The sequence below is a fragment of the Prevotella pallens ATCC 700821 genome, assembly GCF_000220255.1.
GTDB classification, from domain to species: Bacteria; Bacteroidota; Bacteroidia; order Bacteroidales; family Bacteroidaceae; genus Prevotella; species Prevotella pallens.
In genome coordinates, this window is the sequence record NZ_GL982513.1 from 1,919,525 (window position 1) to 1,934,943 (window position 15,419).

General features: G+C 36.6%; 12 protein-coding genes. 1 reads left to right on the plus strand and 11 read right to left on the minus strand.

Going from position 1 to position 15,419, the window contains the following annotated elements; genetic code table 11:
* Positions 1–284 precede the first annotated feature (284 nt).
* The 9 genes from HMPREF9144_RS07510 to HMPREF9144_RS07550 form a co-directional block, all read right to left on the minus strand.
* Positions 285–1,967 carry a right-handed parallel beta-helix repeat-containing protein gene (locus HMPREF9144_RS07510; RefSeq protein WP_006045336.1) on the minus strand — a complete coding sequence of 561 codons (1,683 nt, stop codon included), beginning with the start codon at positions 1,965–1,967 and terminating at the stop codon, positions 285–287.
* A gap of 66 nt (positions 1,968–2,033) precedes the next feature.
* Positions 2,034–3,026 (minus strand): lysylphosphatidylglycerol synthase transmembrane domain-containing protein, encoded by a 993-nt coding sequence (locus HMPREF9144_RS07515; protein ID WP_006045337.1) that lies wholly within the window; start codon positions 3,024–3,026, stop codon positions 2,034–2,036.
* Between the two features lie 35 nt (positions 3,027–3,061).
* On the minus strand, positions 3,062–4,153 hold the full coding sequence (locus HMPREF9144_RS07520; RefSeq protein ID WP_006045338.1) for a PdxA family dehydrogenase: 1,092 nt from the start codon (positions 4,151–4,153) through the stop codon (positions 3,062–3,064).
* A gap of 37 nt (positions 4,154–4,190) precedes the next feature.
* Positions 4,191–5,105 carry a DUF4837 family protein gene (locus HMPREF9144_RS07525; protein WP_006045339.1) on the minus strand — a complete coding sequence of 305 codons (915 nt, stop codon included), beginning with the start codon at positions 5,103–5,105 and terminating at the stop codon, positions 4,191–4,193.
* The gene (gene rlmN / locus HMPREF9144_RS07530) at positions 5,092–6,132 is read right to left on the minus strand and encodes a dual-specificity RNA methyltransferase RlmN (protein WP_006045340.1); all 1,041 of its coding nucleotides are present in this window, start codon (positions 6,130–6,132) and stop codon (positions 5,092–5,094) included. Before rlmN ends, HMPREF9144_RS07525 begins: the two co-directional genes overlap by 14 nt.
* A gap of 128 nt (positions 6,133–6,260) precedes the next feature.
* Complete coding sequence (locus tag HMPREF9144_RS07535; protein WP_006045341.1) at positions 6,261–6,725, minus strand: hypothetical protein; 465 nt, start codon at positions 6,723–6,725, stop codon at positions 6,261–6,263.
* Positions 6,726–7,218: 493 nt separating this feature from the next.
* Positions 7,219–8,433: a uracil-xanthine permease family protein gene (locus tag HMPREF9144_RS07540; protein WP_006045342.1), complete on the minus strand. Its 1,215-nt coding sequence runs from the start codon at positions 8,431–8,433 to the stop codon at positions 7,219–7,221.
* Between the two features lie 109 nt (positions 8,434–8,542).
* Complete coding sequence (locus tag HMPREF9144_RS07545) at positions 8,543–9,556, minus strand: iron chelate uptake ABC transporter family permease subunit (RefSeq protein ID WP_006045343.1); 1,014 nt, start codon at positions 9,554–9,556, stop codon at positions 8,543–8,545.
* Positions 9,557–9,599: 43 nt separating this feature from the next.
* Positions 9,600–10,718 (minus strand): ABC transporter substrate-binding protein, encoded by a 1,119-nt coding sequence (locus HMPREF9144_RS07550; protein ID WP_006045344.1) that lies wholly within the window; start codon positions 10,716–10,718, stop codon positions 9,600–9,602.
* A 132-nt stretch (positions 10,719–10,850) separates the two neighbouring features.
* On the opposite strand from HMPREF9144_RS07550, the gene HMPREF9144_RS07555 reads away from it, so the two are divergent.
* Positions 10,851–12,317 carry an SLC13 family permease gene (locus tag HMPREF9144_RS07555; protein WP_006045345.1) on the plus strand — a complete coding sequence of 489 codons (1,467 nt, stop codon included), beginning with the start codon at positions 10,851–10,853 and terminating at the stop codon, positions 12,315–12,317.
* 941 nt (positions 12,318–13,258) lie between these two features.
* Here HMPREF9144_RS07555 and HMPREF9144_RS07560 read toward each other — a convergent pair.
* Both HMPREF9144_RS07560 and nudC read right to left on the minus strand, forming a co-directional pair.
* Positions 13,259–14,596, minus strand: a complete 1,338-nt coding sequence (locus HMPREF9144_RS07560; protein ID WP_006045346.1) for an NCS2 family permease — start codon at positions 14,594–14,596, stop codon at positions 13,259–13,261.
* A gap of 24 nt (positions 14,597–14,620) precedes the next feature.
* Positions 14,621–15,409 carry an NAD(+) diphosphatase gene (gene nudC / locus HMPREF9144_RS07565; protein WP_006045347.1) on the minus strand — a complete coding sequence of 263 codons (789 nt, stop codon included), beginning with the start codon at positions 15,407–15,409 and terminating at the stop codon, positions 14,621–14,623.
* Positions 15,410–15,419: the final 10 nt, after the last annotated feature.

A 15,419-nucleotide genomic window follows, 5' to 3' on the forward strand; every position in this document is an offset into this window, starting at 1 on the left:
GTATATAAATACTCTCTAAAATAACATTTACGAACAAATAAAATTCTTTAGTAATCTTTTAATTAAAAGATATTAAGGCATTTACGGCAATTATACAAATAAATACAAACTATAAAAAGAGTATCTGCATATCAAATTCTCATTCGATATGCAGATACTCTTTTTATTATAAACAAACTTATACTAAATAACGTTCATCTATAATGTAACGACACTATACTTATATCAAAACTTTTTATTACGTAAATGTTAAGATATAAATATTAGCAAGTAAATAAAAAACACTACTTTATAAATATTTTCTTTACAGTCAGAAGTTTTCCCTTATTTACAGTTTGCACAACGTAAATGCCTGGTAATGCTGGACGAGTATTGCCTATATATCGCCCGTCAAGTGTATAATAGTTTTGTTTAACACCTTCAGATTCTGGCTTAATTGGTGTAATAAATGTGGCTGGATTAAACTCTGCTGCACCAACATCAATACTTTTACCCATTATTCGGTTATTACCATAAATATCTTCTGTGTAATTTTCAATACTAATAGGCATTCCTTTATCAACAAATTCGCTACCCATTTGCAGTTCCCAACTAGCAAACAAAATATCGGCAATAGAATCTTTATTGGTAGTAAAGCCATCAAAATTAGTTGGGGCTACAAAATTTGCTTTGTCTACAGTGTTACTATTTATGGTATTTACAATATCTGTTGCAACATTACAATTAGAAGAATAGTCTAAATTTGCATTTGTAGTAGCCTTTCTCGTCTTATTATTCTGAATTGTGCTATTTATAATTTTACCACCATCGGTATATATTCCACCACCATTAAACGATGTACAGTTGTAAACAAGACCTCCCACGAAAGTTCCTTTATTATAAACACCACCACCAGCACCACCTTTATCGTCGCCCAATAATGTATAATCGGCAAAACAATTGGTAACAACGTTATTTATTGCAGTACCTAAATTGTAGATACCACCACCAATAAGTCCACGAGAACTTATTATTTCGTTATCGCGTAATAAGCCTGTCGAATAGATTGCACCACCTTCACGAGCATAACAACCTTCGAAAAGACAATCGGTAATGGTGCCTCCCACATTATATATAGCACCACCTGCATCTAAAGCAACACAATCTAAAAAGAAGCAATCGTTTATATCTACATTTTCGGCATACACTGCCCCACCCTGTGCTTGTGTATTTGGAGAATGACCATAAGTACGTTCAAAATAGCAGCCAGATATTTTTGCATTGTTCTTACCTATTAAATAAATAGCAGCACCATTGGCATATTTATTTCCTTCGGCTGTAAAGTAACAAGAGTTTTCTATAAATCGACAATTAGTTATTGTAACATCGCCTACAGCATAAATAGCACCTCCTGAACATTGCACATTATACACCATTGCATTTGCACCTTTCAAGGTAAGTCCATCAATTGTTACGGGAGCAGTTATTTCTTCCTTCGTATATAATATATGGTTAGCATTATTTGCCGTTCCTGGAATTATATTGTTATCAACTTTCCACCCAAACATATACGGATTTTCTGCATTCGTTTCTCTAATCCACTCATCAGGAACATCATCATCAGCACTCAATATTGTTGTATTCACATAATCGTAAGCTTCACCATCTTCTACTTTCATACGTTCTTCTTTATTCTTCTCTGTACCAGCAAAGCCTCCATAAATAGAAACGCCATTTTTTAGAGGAAAATGTCGTGAGTTTTTCTTCGAAGTTTTAATGAGTTGTGTGGGTTTATATGTACCTGCTGCAATCCAAATTTCATCGCCCGAAGTTGCTTTTGCTAAGGCATCGTCTAAACTTCCCATAGCTTTTTTCCACGAAGTGCCATCGTTTGTTCCATTTGTTGTTACGTAATAGACTTTCGATTGTAATGGAGTTGCTGCAAAAAAGGCAGCAAATCCTACTGCAAAAAGATTTAAATGTTTCATTTTTCAATATGCTTTTGTTTGTTAAGTTAGAATATTAAAATTACCTCTCTCCTATTATTATAGCCCCTATTTGCTTTTTGATATTTTAATAAGAAGCAAACCAATTGCCGTCCAAATAAGTTCTCTTACACGCACTATAAGAGCAACAAAAATTCCTGCATTAGTTGTTAAACCTAATCCGGATATTGACATTAGAAATCCACCTTCACGTCCTCCAAGTTGTAAAGGCATAAAAAACAAAATATTTGCGAATAATGTTGTAAAGGAAATTATAAGGATACAATTCAAATAGTTAACGCTTGGAAACAACACTAACAGTATAAAGAACACCTCGAGAGCACTACAAATACGGCAAGATAGTTCTATAAGAACAACCGATATAAATGTTTTTGGGTCTTGATTATGTAATGCTGCAATCTGCTTATCTATATTTTCTAAGCGTTCTTTATTATTTTCGACATATTTATGTGCCCATTTTTTTATACCTGGAATATGTTTCAGCAGGTTCATAACACGAACAGCGAGTCCTTTTTTATATCCCGTGAAAAAGAACCAAATAGCTGTTAAACAAAAAATTCCACATATTGCTAACATAATAGCCATAAAAACACTAACGTGTTGTGTTAGTATAAAGAGAGGAATAGATAGTAACCAGAACCAAAAATGGCTGAATATGTGTGTCATTACAAACAAAAGCACCGACGATGTGGCACGTTCTACTCCAATATATGGCGACAATTCCATAATTCTGTAAGGTTCGCCACCCATTAAGCCGCCTGGTGTTGCATAGTTTAATGCAAATCCAGACACACTAAGTTTATAGAGATATCCAAACGAAACCATTCGTTTATCTTCTCCCTTAGTTTGACTTTTAATAATAATATACCAAGATGCTGTATTGAATATATAAAGAAATGCCCACAACAACAATACAGCGAAGAACCAATAGCCTGCATGCTGCAATCCTTTCCATACTTCGGAGAAGTTTAACTGTGTTACCATTATAGCTAACACTACTATTCCGAAAAGGAAAAATCCATTCTGAAACTTCTTCTTCATTGGCTCAATGGTTTATGCTATTTTCTGCTTTCTTGTTATTCTTCTTTACGTTTTGGAATAGTAAAACGTACTTTCTCACTATCGTCGCGGCGTTCTTTATATAGCTTTGGCAATGGATTTCCCATTGGAGCATCGTATTCTTTACGATGACGAAATATATCTATAGCAAGAAAAATAGCATGGCGCATAGGCATTGCATCGGCAATTCCTTTACCAGCAATACTGAAATTATCTATAACTTCTGGAGTTGTACGTATCAATCGTAGTCCTGCAAGATAACTAACTCCTCCTTCTACTGTGAGCGAACGGAAAGGTGTTAATCCTTGTTCATAGTACATAGCAAGAATTCCATCGAATTTATCCCAATCGTTACCTGCAAAAAACTTATCTGCTGCGTATGGGCCAAATGCCAAAATATTTTCTTTCTCTAGTATATCAATGGCAGGTTCTATTAGTTCTTGTTCTTCTGAACCTAACAATCCATTATCTCCAGCTTTCGGATTAAGAGCTAAAATAGCTATACGCGGATTAGAAATACGAAAATCGCGGCGTATACTTTGAAATAACAGACGACCGCTTTCGGTGATTTTCTCAATAGAAAGAGATTCGGCAACTTGTTTTAATGGCAGATTACGAGTAGCCAAAGCAATACGCATATTTTCGTTTATAAGCATTGAGAGCGATGGTTCTTCAGCTGGCAAATGATCTTCAATATATCTACTTTGTCCACTAAAATGAAAACATTCATTATTCTCTAAAGGTGCAGTTACTAAAACATCAAATCCACCAGCATTATAATCTTCCAATGCTCGATCTATTGCAAGCAAGCCAGCATTACCCGATTCTTCTGTAGGAATACCGAGTTCTACTTTTATTTCTTCATCGAATACTGGTATAAAATTTATTCTGTTGTCTTGAACTTCACTTATATCATTAATAATAGTAAAGGTTACTTCCATCTCTAAAGCATTACGATGGTAAGTAGCAACTTTAGGAGAACCATATATTATAGGTGTGCAGAGCTCCAACATTGTTGGTTCCTCAAATGCTTTGAATATCAATTCGTATCCTATTCCGTTTGTATCGCCATGTGTAATGGCTACTCGCACTTTTCTATTATTACTCATAACTTATTTAAAATATTATGTATCTCTATTTCTTTTCTTATTTATTTCGAGTGTAAAGAGCTGCTTCCAATCTGCGTACAAGATTTCGTTTCTTTGTTTCAGGTGCATAAACGAAAACTTCTGTTACAACAATTCGTTTTCCATTTGGTTTCCAATATGCAACGAAAGGTCCTCCCATTGCATCGTTTTGCATTTCCCAAAGTCCCCGTATTGTTACCGAATTATACGTTCCATGTACCATTGAAACAATAGAAGCTGTCCGCATATACATTCCTTTCTGTTCGCCAAGAATATTTTTACGCATTACACTATCTCGCTCTTGAGCAAATTTACCTTTCCCAATGCTATATATACAGAGATTTACCATACCAGATGATGCATTGTTCGACAACCAAAGGAAGTTCTTTCCTACCTTGCTTGTTGTTAATTCAGGAGGTACTTGCATTCTTATGCCAAACATTTTATATATTGTTGATGCGGCTTTCACATTTGTTTGTCTGGCTATATCTCCTTGAGCACGATGCAATTCGGTTTTGATAAGATAGTTACGCAACTCATTTCCATATTTCTTTAAGAAAATTTGTAGGCTCGATTGCGATGGAGCTACTATATTTATTATTAGCTGTGGTTGCGCATATACATTCTGTTTACTGCTTATATCTACACGCTTTTGACGTTTATCTATGGTTAGTACAACTATATTACGCACCAATTTACTATCGCCTTTGAGTTTATCTGAGGTTATTTCCACAACATCAAATGTGGGTTCTATTTGTGGTAATCCTTTCATTGGCACCGAAAGTGTATTGTAAAGCAAACTATCGATATCGTTAATAACTACTACTTCGTAGGCTTTACCATAACTTGCCGAATGGGTTATATTATTTTTGCACCCAAGCAGCATCAACATAGCTACAAAAACAACAAATAAGAGTTGTCTATGTACGTTCATCGGCTATTTTTTTTGCTGTAGAAAGCAAACCACATGCTGCAAATATATCCTCTCCACGACTAGCACGAATAGTTGTAAACACACCATGTTTTGTTAGATAATTACGAAACTCTTCCATCTTTCTGTCGTCCACTCCATGTAATGGTACATTAGGAATGGTATGAAAACGAATCAGATTTATTCTACAGTCTAATCCTTTCAACAGTTTTATTATTTCCTTTGCATGGCGTTCTGTATCGTTCACACCTTTGAAAACAATATATTCGAACGACAATCGCCTTTGATGAGAAAAGTCATAATTACGCAACAGCTCTACTGTTTCAGCTATTGACATTCCTTTCTCGCCAGGCATTATCTCTGCTCGTTCTGTTGGAATAGGCGAATGCAAACTTATAGCAATATGGCAATCGCTCTCTTCAAGAAAGCGTTTTAGTTTACTCTTAACACCAATAGAACTTACTGTTATACGTTTTGGCGACCACGCAAAACCATAATCAGATGTTAATATTTGAGTGGTTCGCAACACATTATCATAGTTGTCCATTGGTTCTCCTTGCCCCATAAAAACTATATTTGTTAGTTTTTCTATTTCGGGTAGTGAGTATATTTGGTTTAATATGTCGGCTACCGATAAGTTTCCTTCAAATCCTTGCTTTCCTGTTTGGCAGAAAAGACAATTCATTTTGCAGCCAACTTGTGATGACACACAGAGAGTAGCACGGTCGTCATCAGGGATATACACAGTTTCTACAAACTTTCCGTTATCTGTTGGAAATAAATATTTTATAGTCCCATCATTAGAATACTGTGCATCTATGTGTCTTTTACACCCTATGGTATAAGCTGCCTTTAGTTTCTCACGATTGTTCTTAGAGATATTTGTCATCTCATCAATCGTAGTTACGTGCTGTATATAAAGCCACTTTGCCATCTGTCCGCCTGTAAAAGCAGGCATTCCAAATTCTTTTGCAACTGCTTTCAGTTCCAAAAGATTTAGGCCCATAAGTGATTTCTTTACAACTTCCATTTCTTTTTCCGCTATATATATGGTGCAAAGATAACGAAAAAATAAGGAATAACCACGTTTTTCTGTCGAATAATAAACGAATTACCGACAGGAGAACGTGGTTATTCCTTCACAAAAGCAAAGCTTTACTAAATTGTATGTGTAGAGGTTCCACGTTTAAAAAGCATAGAATGATTACCTGATCCGAAGTATTTCAGTACCATCTCATACTGATTTACATATTCTAAACCGTGAAATTGCACTACACTTTGTCCTTTACCGTTTTCTTCTGATGTGGAAAGATACATCTCGCCATATTCTTCTTTCCAACCTAAATCCCACTTTCCTTTAATTATAGTATCTGTTTTTACTTCCCAATCGCTATATGTTGCCGTAGCTCCACCGTTTATTCGCTTTCGCACAGCCACCTTCTCATGGGTTTCCAACTGTCCCTTTGGCTTGAAATTATAGGCTATGTAGTTGTAGGTTGTCGCATCTTGTTCGTAGTAATACCATTGTCCCAATATCTGTCCATAATAAAGTTTACGTACAGCTATAGTTTTCTCTTGTTCAGGAGTTAGTTCTGCTTCTTTGTGGCACGATGTTAGGAACATTGTTATAACACAACAAGATATAAATAAAAATAAGGACTTCTTCATTTGTTACTTTCATTTTTTAATAATATTCGTACTTATAACGAGTTTTTAAGTCTTTTATTATAATAAAATATATTTTATACGCTCCACATTAAAAAGATATACATAGAACATCTATATAATAAAGGTATAAAACATCTGTTTTTGGTTTCTTTTATTTCAGATATCTATCACGTTCGTCTCAGATATCTATCACATTTGTCTCAGATATCTGTCGGTTGCGTATTAGATATCATAAAGAACTACAACTCTAATGGCTATACATTATAATGCTTAAAAGATATTTATTCTGACGAGGATTATGAATTTTCTTATTCTATAATATTCTGATTTTAGCTATGTTTAATAGACTAAACCATATAACAATAAAAAAGCGGAAATAACTGTGTTTTTATCCAGTTATCTCCGCAGGGTTACTTACTATTTGTGGCAAACAAACCTTTATAAACCCTTATTCTTTTACGTCTTCTTCCTTTGGATGTGGCAACACAAGATTTAAGAATACACCCACAATGGCAGACAAGCCGATACCACTCATTGCGAAATTGCCGTATGTAAGAATAGCTCCGCCAATACCAATGGTTAGTGTTACCGAAATAATGATAGTGTTTCGAGTGTGGTTTAAGTTCACCTTATGTTGTATAAGGTTCTGTATTCCAACCGAAGCTATGGTACCAAAAAGGAGCAACATAATGCCGCCAAGCACAGCAGATGGTATACTTTGCAGTAAAGCACTAAGCTTTCCAATTACAGAAAAAACAATAGCCGTAGCCGCTGAAATACGAATTACTTGCGGTTGGGTGATTTTCGTAATGCTCATAGCACCTGTAACTTCACTATAAGTAGTTACAGGAGGTCCTCCGAAGAAACTTGCAGCAAGACAAGCCAATCCATCGCCAAGCATTGTTCGATGCAGACCGGGGTCTTTTACGAAATCTTTCTGCGCCACAGCCCCTACCACATAAACATCGCCAATATGTTCTATAACAGGTGCAATTGCTACTGGTATCATAAAAATAAATGGTTCCCAAGCAAATTGTGGCAAATGAAAGTCTGCCAATGCTGGTGGCAATGCAAACCAAGGTGCAGCTGCCACTTTAGCGAAGTCTACGTCTCCCGCACAAACTGCAACAATATAACCTACAACGATACCACAAACTACAGGCACAAGTTTTATAAGTCCTTTACTCAAAGTAAGCACTAAAATAGCCACAGAAAGCGATATTCCAGCCAAAAGCCAGTTACTTTTAGCCATATCTACTGCCGAGCTAGAAAGCGAAAGTCCAATTAAGATTATAACTGGTCCTATAACAACAGGCGGGAAAAGTCGGTCTAACAGTTTTCTACCTTGCCATTTTATAAGAGCCGACATAACAAAATAAACCAGCGAGACACCTATAATACCTGCCAATGTTCCAGGCATTCCCCACTGTTCTGACGCTTTTTGAATAGGTGCAATAAAAGCGAATGATGATCCAAGGAATATAGGAACTTTACCTTTTGTGGTGAGATGGAAAATAAAAGTACCAATGCCTGCTGTAAAAAGGGCAGTAGCTGGATCGAGTCCTACAAGTAATGGAACTAAAACAGTAGCACCGAAAGCTACAAAAAGGAATTGTACACCTACAACAGTTCGTTTGAATGGTGATAAGTTAGTTGTGTTCATTTCTTATTAAATTAGATTAACCGCATAGCTTTAGCTATCGATTTCACTTGCAAAACTACAAAAAATAATCTAACTGCTAAAGGTAATTGATTTATTTTTCATTGAGTTACTATCCTTTCGACTTCATAAGCACATAAATCACCACAGGTGCACCTATTAAAGGTGTTACTGCATTTAGTGGAATAATACCACCTTCGCCAGGCAAATAGCAAATAAGATTGCACAAAAGAGCTATTAATGCACCGCTAAGAATAGTAGATGGTAACAGTAAGCGATGATTCTCTGTAGTTAATAAAAGTCGTGCTATATGTGGTACTGCCAATCCTATAAAACCTATCGGGCCACAAAAAGCAGTGGTAATTGCAGACAACAACCCTGTAACAACAAGCAAATAGTTGCGTATTCGTTGTGTGTTAAAACCTAAACTCTCTGCATATTGTGCACCAAGTAGCAAGGCATTGAGCGGTTTCATCAGTAGTAGCGAACAAAAAATACCAATACTTACAATAGCCATAAACATTGGGATATGCTCCATAGACACTCCTCCAAAATTGCCCATACCCCATATCATATAGCTTTTTACGCCTTCTTCGGTTGCAAAGAAATTGAGTAACGAAACTACAGACGATGACATATAACCAACCATAATACCTATTATAAGGAGCATTACACTGTTTCTAATAATGAGTGAGAAGAAAAATATTAGTGCCGTTACAGCCATTGCACCTGCAAAAGCGGCAACTAACACAGCCATAAAGCCTGATACCGAAAATAAAACAGTAGAAACATTGCCTCCTAAAAGCAGCATTACAAGAGCAACTCCCAAACCTGCTCCTGCATTGATTCCAAACACATCAGGTCCAGCTAATGGATTTTGAAAAGCAGTTTGCAACATTAAGCCACTAACGGAGAGTGCTCCACCGCAGAACATTGCCGTAATAGCTTGTGGTAAACGGTTCTCTAAAACAATAAAACGCCAACTCTCTTTACCATCGAATTGTCCTAAAAAGATATCTACTATATCGTTAAATGGAATACGAACAGAACCTATATATAGATTCAGCAGGAACAGAATAACAATGCCAAGTGGCAATAATACAAATGCCAAAGTGTTCTTTTTCATTATCTAAAAGTATTTCTGTCTACCTTAATAAACTTCTTTCCATTTATAAATGGTGATAATAACGCATAGAACCTGACTTTAAATCGGGGTGAAAAAGCTGAATTAGGTCGTTTAAAAGCCAATCTGGACGCCAACTAACTTCTTCGAAGTAAGGTATCTTGTCTACTTGACAACCATATATCTCGCCTGTTTTGAAAGGTTTTAAAGCGGCATAGCCTTGATATTCGGCTAGAAGTTGCTGTTTATTGAAGTCGCCGTAGTAGCTGAAAATCCAGAAGTCAGCTTGCCCCATCTTGTCTAATACAGTCTCAAATGGTAGAGCTAGACTTCCACTCTTGTTATCGTTAGCAAATGCATACTTTCCGTTGGCATCTTTATAAAGTAACCCTACACTACTTTTACCTCCTGGCATATACCACACACTCCCAGTCTTACGGTCGGGAAGTACCGAAAGAGTTTGCTTAGAAGTTTTTGCCTTAGCCTTTAATGAAAGATAATTATGCTCAACAACTTTGAATAAAGAGTCAGCTGTCTGCTTACAACCAAATAAAATACCATAAAACTTCATCCACTCTGCACGTCCTAACGCAGAAGTCTCCATATATTCTGCACATTCTATAATAGGTATTTTAAGTTCATCTAATTTACCATAGCCACCACTATTCTCAAATGGTGAGAGTAGTAAGCCATCTGGTTTAATGTCGATTATCTTCTCTATATCTGGCTTCATACCATCGCCACAGTTGGCAATGTTTTTTGTTTTCAATCTTTGTTGTACATCGGGTATTAGCATATACTTCGCATCAGCAACACCAACAATGGCTTTTTGTACTCCCAACATTTCCATAAGGTTAGCATGTGCTGTGGTAAAGAATACCCCTCGATGTATAGGCACTTGTATAAGAGTACCGTCTGAAGGTTTATCTGCCTTCTCAGCATTGTCCACTAAATAGTAGGTATGTAACGTTTCTCCTTTCTTCCATGGATTGGAAAGCGTTACTTTTATGCCTTCTGGAGTATGTTCCATTTTTATGTTCTCGGCATACTTAAACACTAATGTACTATCTGTTGTGTTGTCGGTATGAGCCAATTTAGCTTTATTGTTACTGCAACCGAAACATAAACCTAATAATAAGATGTATAGAATCTGTAATCTACGCATAATAAAAGAATATTTCCTGCAAAATTACAAAAAAGGTTTTAATCTTTGTAAGAATAGAAAGTTTTTCGTAATTTAGCACCCTATTTCATTTACTATATAAACAATTAACATTAAATCAAGTAGAATTTTACTATGTCAGAAAGTAATTTGAACACGTTGTCCACACACATTGAGATGAAGAAGGTGTGGCAACTATTAGGAATTGTGGCAATAACAGCCATTGTTTGGAATCTTCCCATCTCTGTGTTCGATATTGATGGTCTAACGGTTGTGCAGCAACGCATTATTGCAATTTTTGTTTTTGCAACACTATCGTGGCTCACCGAATGTATTCCAGCGTGGGCAACATCGTTGTCTATTATGACCATTATGTGCATAACTGTATCAGAAAATTCGTTTAAAGTGTTCAAAGGCGATGGAATAGGCGAGCTATTGAAGTCTAAAGACATTATGGCATCGTTTGCTGATCCTATTATCATGTTATTCTTAGCAGGGTTCATTCTTGCTATTGCTGCATCTAAGTCGGGTCTCGACACGTTGTTAGCAAAGAATATGATACGCCCTTTCGGTAAGAAGAGCGAGAACGTACTGTTAGGTTTTCTTTTCATAACTGGTATATTCTCTATGTTTATATCTAATACAGCTACGGCTGCACTTATGTTAACGTTCCTCACACCTGTGTTTGCATCGCTTCCTGCAGATGGAAAAGGGCGTATTGCACTCACAATGTCTATTCCATTGGCAGCTAACTTAGGTGGTATGGGTACACCTATTGGTACACCTCCTAACATGATTGCAATGAAGTTCTTGAACGACCCTGATGGTTTGAACCTTGGAATTAGCTTCGGACAATGGATGCTTGTAATGGCGCCACTTGTTATTATATTGCTTCTCATTAGCTGGCGTGTCATTCTCTATTTCTTCCCATTTAATAAAAAGACTATTGAATTAAAGATAACGGGTGAGATTCATCGTGGTTGGAGAATGTATGTTGTTATTGCTACCTTCATTGTTACTATCTTATTATGGGTTATTCCGAAAGAGGTTACTGGTATAAACACTAACACTGTATCGATGATTCCAATGGGAGTATTTGCTATAACTGGTGTTATTACAGCCAAAGACCTACAACAAATTGACTGGAGTGTTATTTGGATGGTAGCCGGAGGCTTTGCATTGGGTCTTGGTATGAATGGTTCTGGATTGGCAGATGTTGCTATTGAGAGTATCCCATTCGGCAACTGGAGTCCTATTGTTATCCTTGTGGTTTCTGGTTTCATTTGCTATTTCTTGTCGAACTTCATTTCAAATACAGCCACAGCAGCGCTTCTAATGCCTATCTTAGCAGTTGTATGCCGTGCTATGGGCGATAAGCTTGGTGTTATTGGTGGTACCAGCACTGTGCTTATTGGTATTGCCATTGCTGCCTCTACTGCAATGTGCTTGCCTATATCTACTCCTCCAAATGCTATTGCATATTCTACTGGCTTAATTCACCAGAAAGATATGTTAAAGGCTGGTCTCACTTGTGGTCTTATATCGCTTATTATAGGCTATGGAATGTTGTTCCTATTGGGCGAATTTCATTTCTTTGGATAACTCAACAGCATATAGATACTAAAAGTTGCGCCTTTCTAAGGGAGCAATTTACTTAATAGAAACATTTTATTAGAGCTGAATTCTGTAATAGGAGTTCAGCTTTTTTGTGCATTTATAGTTACTTTAGACCAAATAAATGGATTGTAAAAAATAGGTAAGGGTATTACAAGCAGTGCCCACGGGTACAGACTATTCAAATAGATATCTTTAATGTTTATAAAAGCAACCTGATGTAGTATTCTTGTTTCAGATATCTGAGAGGTGTGTTTCAGATATCTGAGAAGTACGTTTCAGATATCTGAGAATTATGTTTCAGATATCTATAGATTGCGACTCGTATATCCATAGATGTAGCCTCGTATATCCATAGATATAACTTCGTATATCCATAGATGTAGCTTCGTATATCCATAGATTGCCGTTCAGGTATCATAACAAATCAGATTCTTTATATGCTTAACTTGTAATACCAAAGTGGTATGTATTCAGATGAAAACTATGAAACGTTCTATTCTGCAATGTTTCAATTTAAGTGCTATTATAAGCATCTGAAAAACAATATGCTGTTTCGTATTTATTTATGTTTGGGCATACTTTATTACTATAACTCTAGTTTACAAATTATCTCCTGCGCTGTTCTATTGAGATAAAAATATGGTTATGCTACAATAAGAATTTTATTTGATTGTAGCCAAATGCAAACTCGCACGGTATGTCTCTTCCTCTATATTATAAAACAATTTAACAACGCTACAAATGCGTCGAGATATATTAAACAGCGTGTCGCGCTTAAAAAGTTATAGGAAGTCAGAATTTTCTAGTTTCTCTATGGTTGTCGGTAGAAATAATAGATTATAGTTTCCCTAATGTTCTATAGGCTATAAAATGTTTTAAGCACATAGAAAACATTAAGGAAACTATAATGTATGCAACAAATAAGCTTAATTCATAAAGAGATAAGCAATGAAGCTGAAGAGCTTATCTGATGTAAAGTTAAGAATGAAAAGCACAGACAGAATGCAGAGAGTCCAGTTCAAGTCTTTCCAACGACCTGTGCAAAGTTTCATTATGGCAAACGACAGAATGCCTAAACAAATTCCATCTGCAATGGAATAGCACAACACCATTGTTATCATAGTGATAAAGGCAGGGAAAGCTTCGGTCATATCCTGTAGGTTTATCTTCTTCACAGAATCGAGCATTAACACACCTACCATAATAAGTGCACCACTTGTTGCAGCACTTGGTATGAGCAAAAAGATGGGTGAAAGGAATAGAGACAGTAAAAACATAACGCCCACAACAAGAGAAGTTACGCCCGACCGACCACCTTCAGCTATTCCGCTAGCACTTTCAATATATGTTGATATGGTAGAACTACCAAGCATAGCCCCACAAGTAGTTCCAATAGCATCGCTCATCATAGCTTCGCTCACATGTGGAATGCTTCCATCTTCGCGCACAATACCAGTTTTCTCTGCCAACCCCATAAGCGTTCCTATGGTATCAAAAATATTCACAATTAGTAGAGAAAATACCACAAGAAATGTTTTAAGATTCAACAAGCCAGAGAAGTCGAACTTGCAAAAGATAGGCGATATATCTTGTGGAGCAGAAACAGGCAACCAATGGTCTGGGAATACAGTAACGCCCAATGGAATACCAATCAACGTAGTAGCTATAATGCCCCAAAACAACGAGCCTTTAACATTGCGCGCCATTAGTACACCACTAAGCAAAGTAGCAAAAATACCTAACAAGCATGGTGTAGTAAATTCGCCTAACCCAACGAATGTGCCCTCTTTCGCAACAATAATGCCTGCATTCTTAAGTCCGATAAAGGCAATAAACATACCAATACCAGCAGAAATAGCATAACGCAAATTGTTAGGAATAGCATTGAATATCATCTCTCGCACGTTGAAAAACGTTATTAACATAAATATAACGCCTTCGATGAGCAAGATAGCTAGCGAATTTTGCCACGAATAGCCCATTGCTTGACAAAGCGTATAAGCAAAAAAGGCATTAAGTCCCATTGACGGTGCTTGCGCAAAAGGCAACTTAGCCATAAATGCCAATAGAAGCGTAGCAATAGCCGAAGCCAAAGCAGTAGCGGTAAATAGTGCACCTTGACTCATACCAGTAGTCATAAGAATAGACGGATTTACCGCCAAAATATAACTCATAGTGAGAAACGTAGTTACACCAGCAATCAGTTCGGTGCGCAACTTCATTGTTTTAGGGTCGAAACCTAAAGCTTTTTCTAAAATCTTCATAGATTGTTTTATTTGTATTTAAGATTATTGTTTATTACTATTCATTTGTTCAAGCCAATGGTCTATTAACATTCGTGCAATAGAAAGCTTCTCGGGCAAATTAGGCAAATTGTCTTTCGTGAACCAACTACCTTTACAAAGTTCGCTCCATTGCAAATGTATTTCACCTTCCACATAATCGGCATTGTAACCCACCATAACACCACTTGGATAGGGCCATGGTTGTGAAGCAAAGTAGCGAAGATTGTTTATGCGTATACCAGTTTCTTCGAATACTTCTCTATGCACCGCTTCTTCGAGAGTCTCTCCAGTCTCTACAAATCCAGCCACCAAACCATAATGATTATCTTTAAAACTATTTGCTCTCACTAAAAGAATCTCATCACCACGATGCACCAGTACTATGACGGCTGGAGACACTTGTGGCCATATCTCCTTTCCACAATTTGGACAGCGTTTCGATATGTTGGTATGCAACTTTGTAGGTGTCCCACAAACACCACAGAAACGTGTATTTTGGTTCCAATAAAGCAGTTCGTAACATTTACCAGCCATTAAATAGAGAGCTTTCGACAATTTATAATAGCTGTTACGTAGTCCACACATTTCGAATATAGGACTATCGGTCAATGGCATATCTATGCTTACAGCCTTAATAGGCGTACCATCATCGGGCATAGTTCCTATTTCTAATACTTGCGACCACTCTTTTAATGGAGTTGGACAGTCGTCTAACAATGGAATAGTATAACCACCAGTTGTTTTTTCTAATACAATATCGGTTTTACAAAACACAAACCAAAAGCATTTCATTTTTCTTATA

What these genes read in the sequence shown, in the direction of transcription:
- HMPREF9144_RS07510 (WP_006045336.1), bottom strand. Translation starts at nt 1,967, where the DNA reads ATGAAACATTTAAATCTTTTTGCAGTAGGATTTGCTGCCTTTTTTGCA.
- HMPREF9144_RS07515 (WP_006045337.1), bottom strand. Translation starts at nt 3,026, where the DNA reads ATGAAGAAGAAGTTTCAGAATGGATTTTTCCTTTTCGGAATAGTAGTG.
- HMPREF9144_RS07520 (WP_006045338.1), bottom strand. Translation starts at nt 4,153, where the DNA reads ATGAGTAATAATAGAAAAGTGCGAGTAGCCATTACACATGGCGATACA.
- HMPREF9144_RS07525 (WP_006045339.1), bottom strand. Translation starts at nt 5,105, where the DNA reads ATGAACGTACATAGACAACTCTTATTTGTTGTTTTTGTAGCTATGTTG.
- rlmN (WP_006045340.1), bottom strand. Translation starts at nt 6,132, where the DNA reads ATGGAAGTTGTAAAGAAATCACTTATGGGCCTAAATCTTTTGGAACTG.
- HMPREF9144_RS07535 (WP_006045341.1), bottom strand. Translation starts at nt 6,725, where the DNA reads ATGTTCCTAACATCGTGCCACAAAGAAGCAGAACTAACTCCTGAACAA.
- HMPREF9144_RS07540 (WP_006045342.1), bottom strand. Translation starts at nt 8,433, where the DNA reads ATGAACACAACTAACTTATCACCATTCAAACGAACTGTTGTAGGTGTA.
- HMPREF9144_RS07545 (WP_006045343.1), bottom strand. Translation starts at nt 9,556, where the DNA reads ATGAAAAAGAACACTTTGGCATTTGTATTATTGCCACTTGGCATTGTT.
- HMPREF9144_RS07550 (WP_006045344.1), bottom strand. Translation starts at nt 10,718, where the DNA reads ATGCGTAGATTACAGATTCTATACATCTTATTATTAGGTTTATGTTTC.
- HMPREF9144_RS07555 (WP_006045345.1), top strand. Translation starts at nt 10,851, where the DNA reads ATGTCAGAAAGTAATTTGAACACGTTGTCCACACACATTGAGATGAAG.
- HMPREF9144_RS07560 (WP_006045346.1), bottom strand. Translation starts at nt 14,596, where the DNA reads ATGAAGATTTTAGAAAAAGCTTTAGGTTTCGACCCTAAAACAATGAAG.
- nudC (WP_006045347.1), bottom strand. Translation starts at nt 15,409, where the DNA reads ATGAAATGCTTTTGGTTTGTGTTTTGTAAAACCGATATTGTATTAGAA.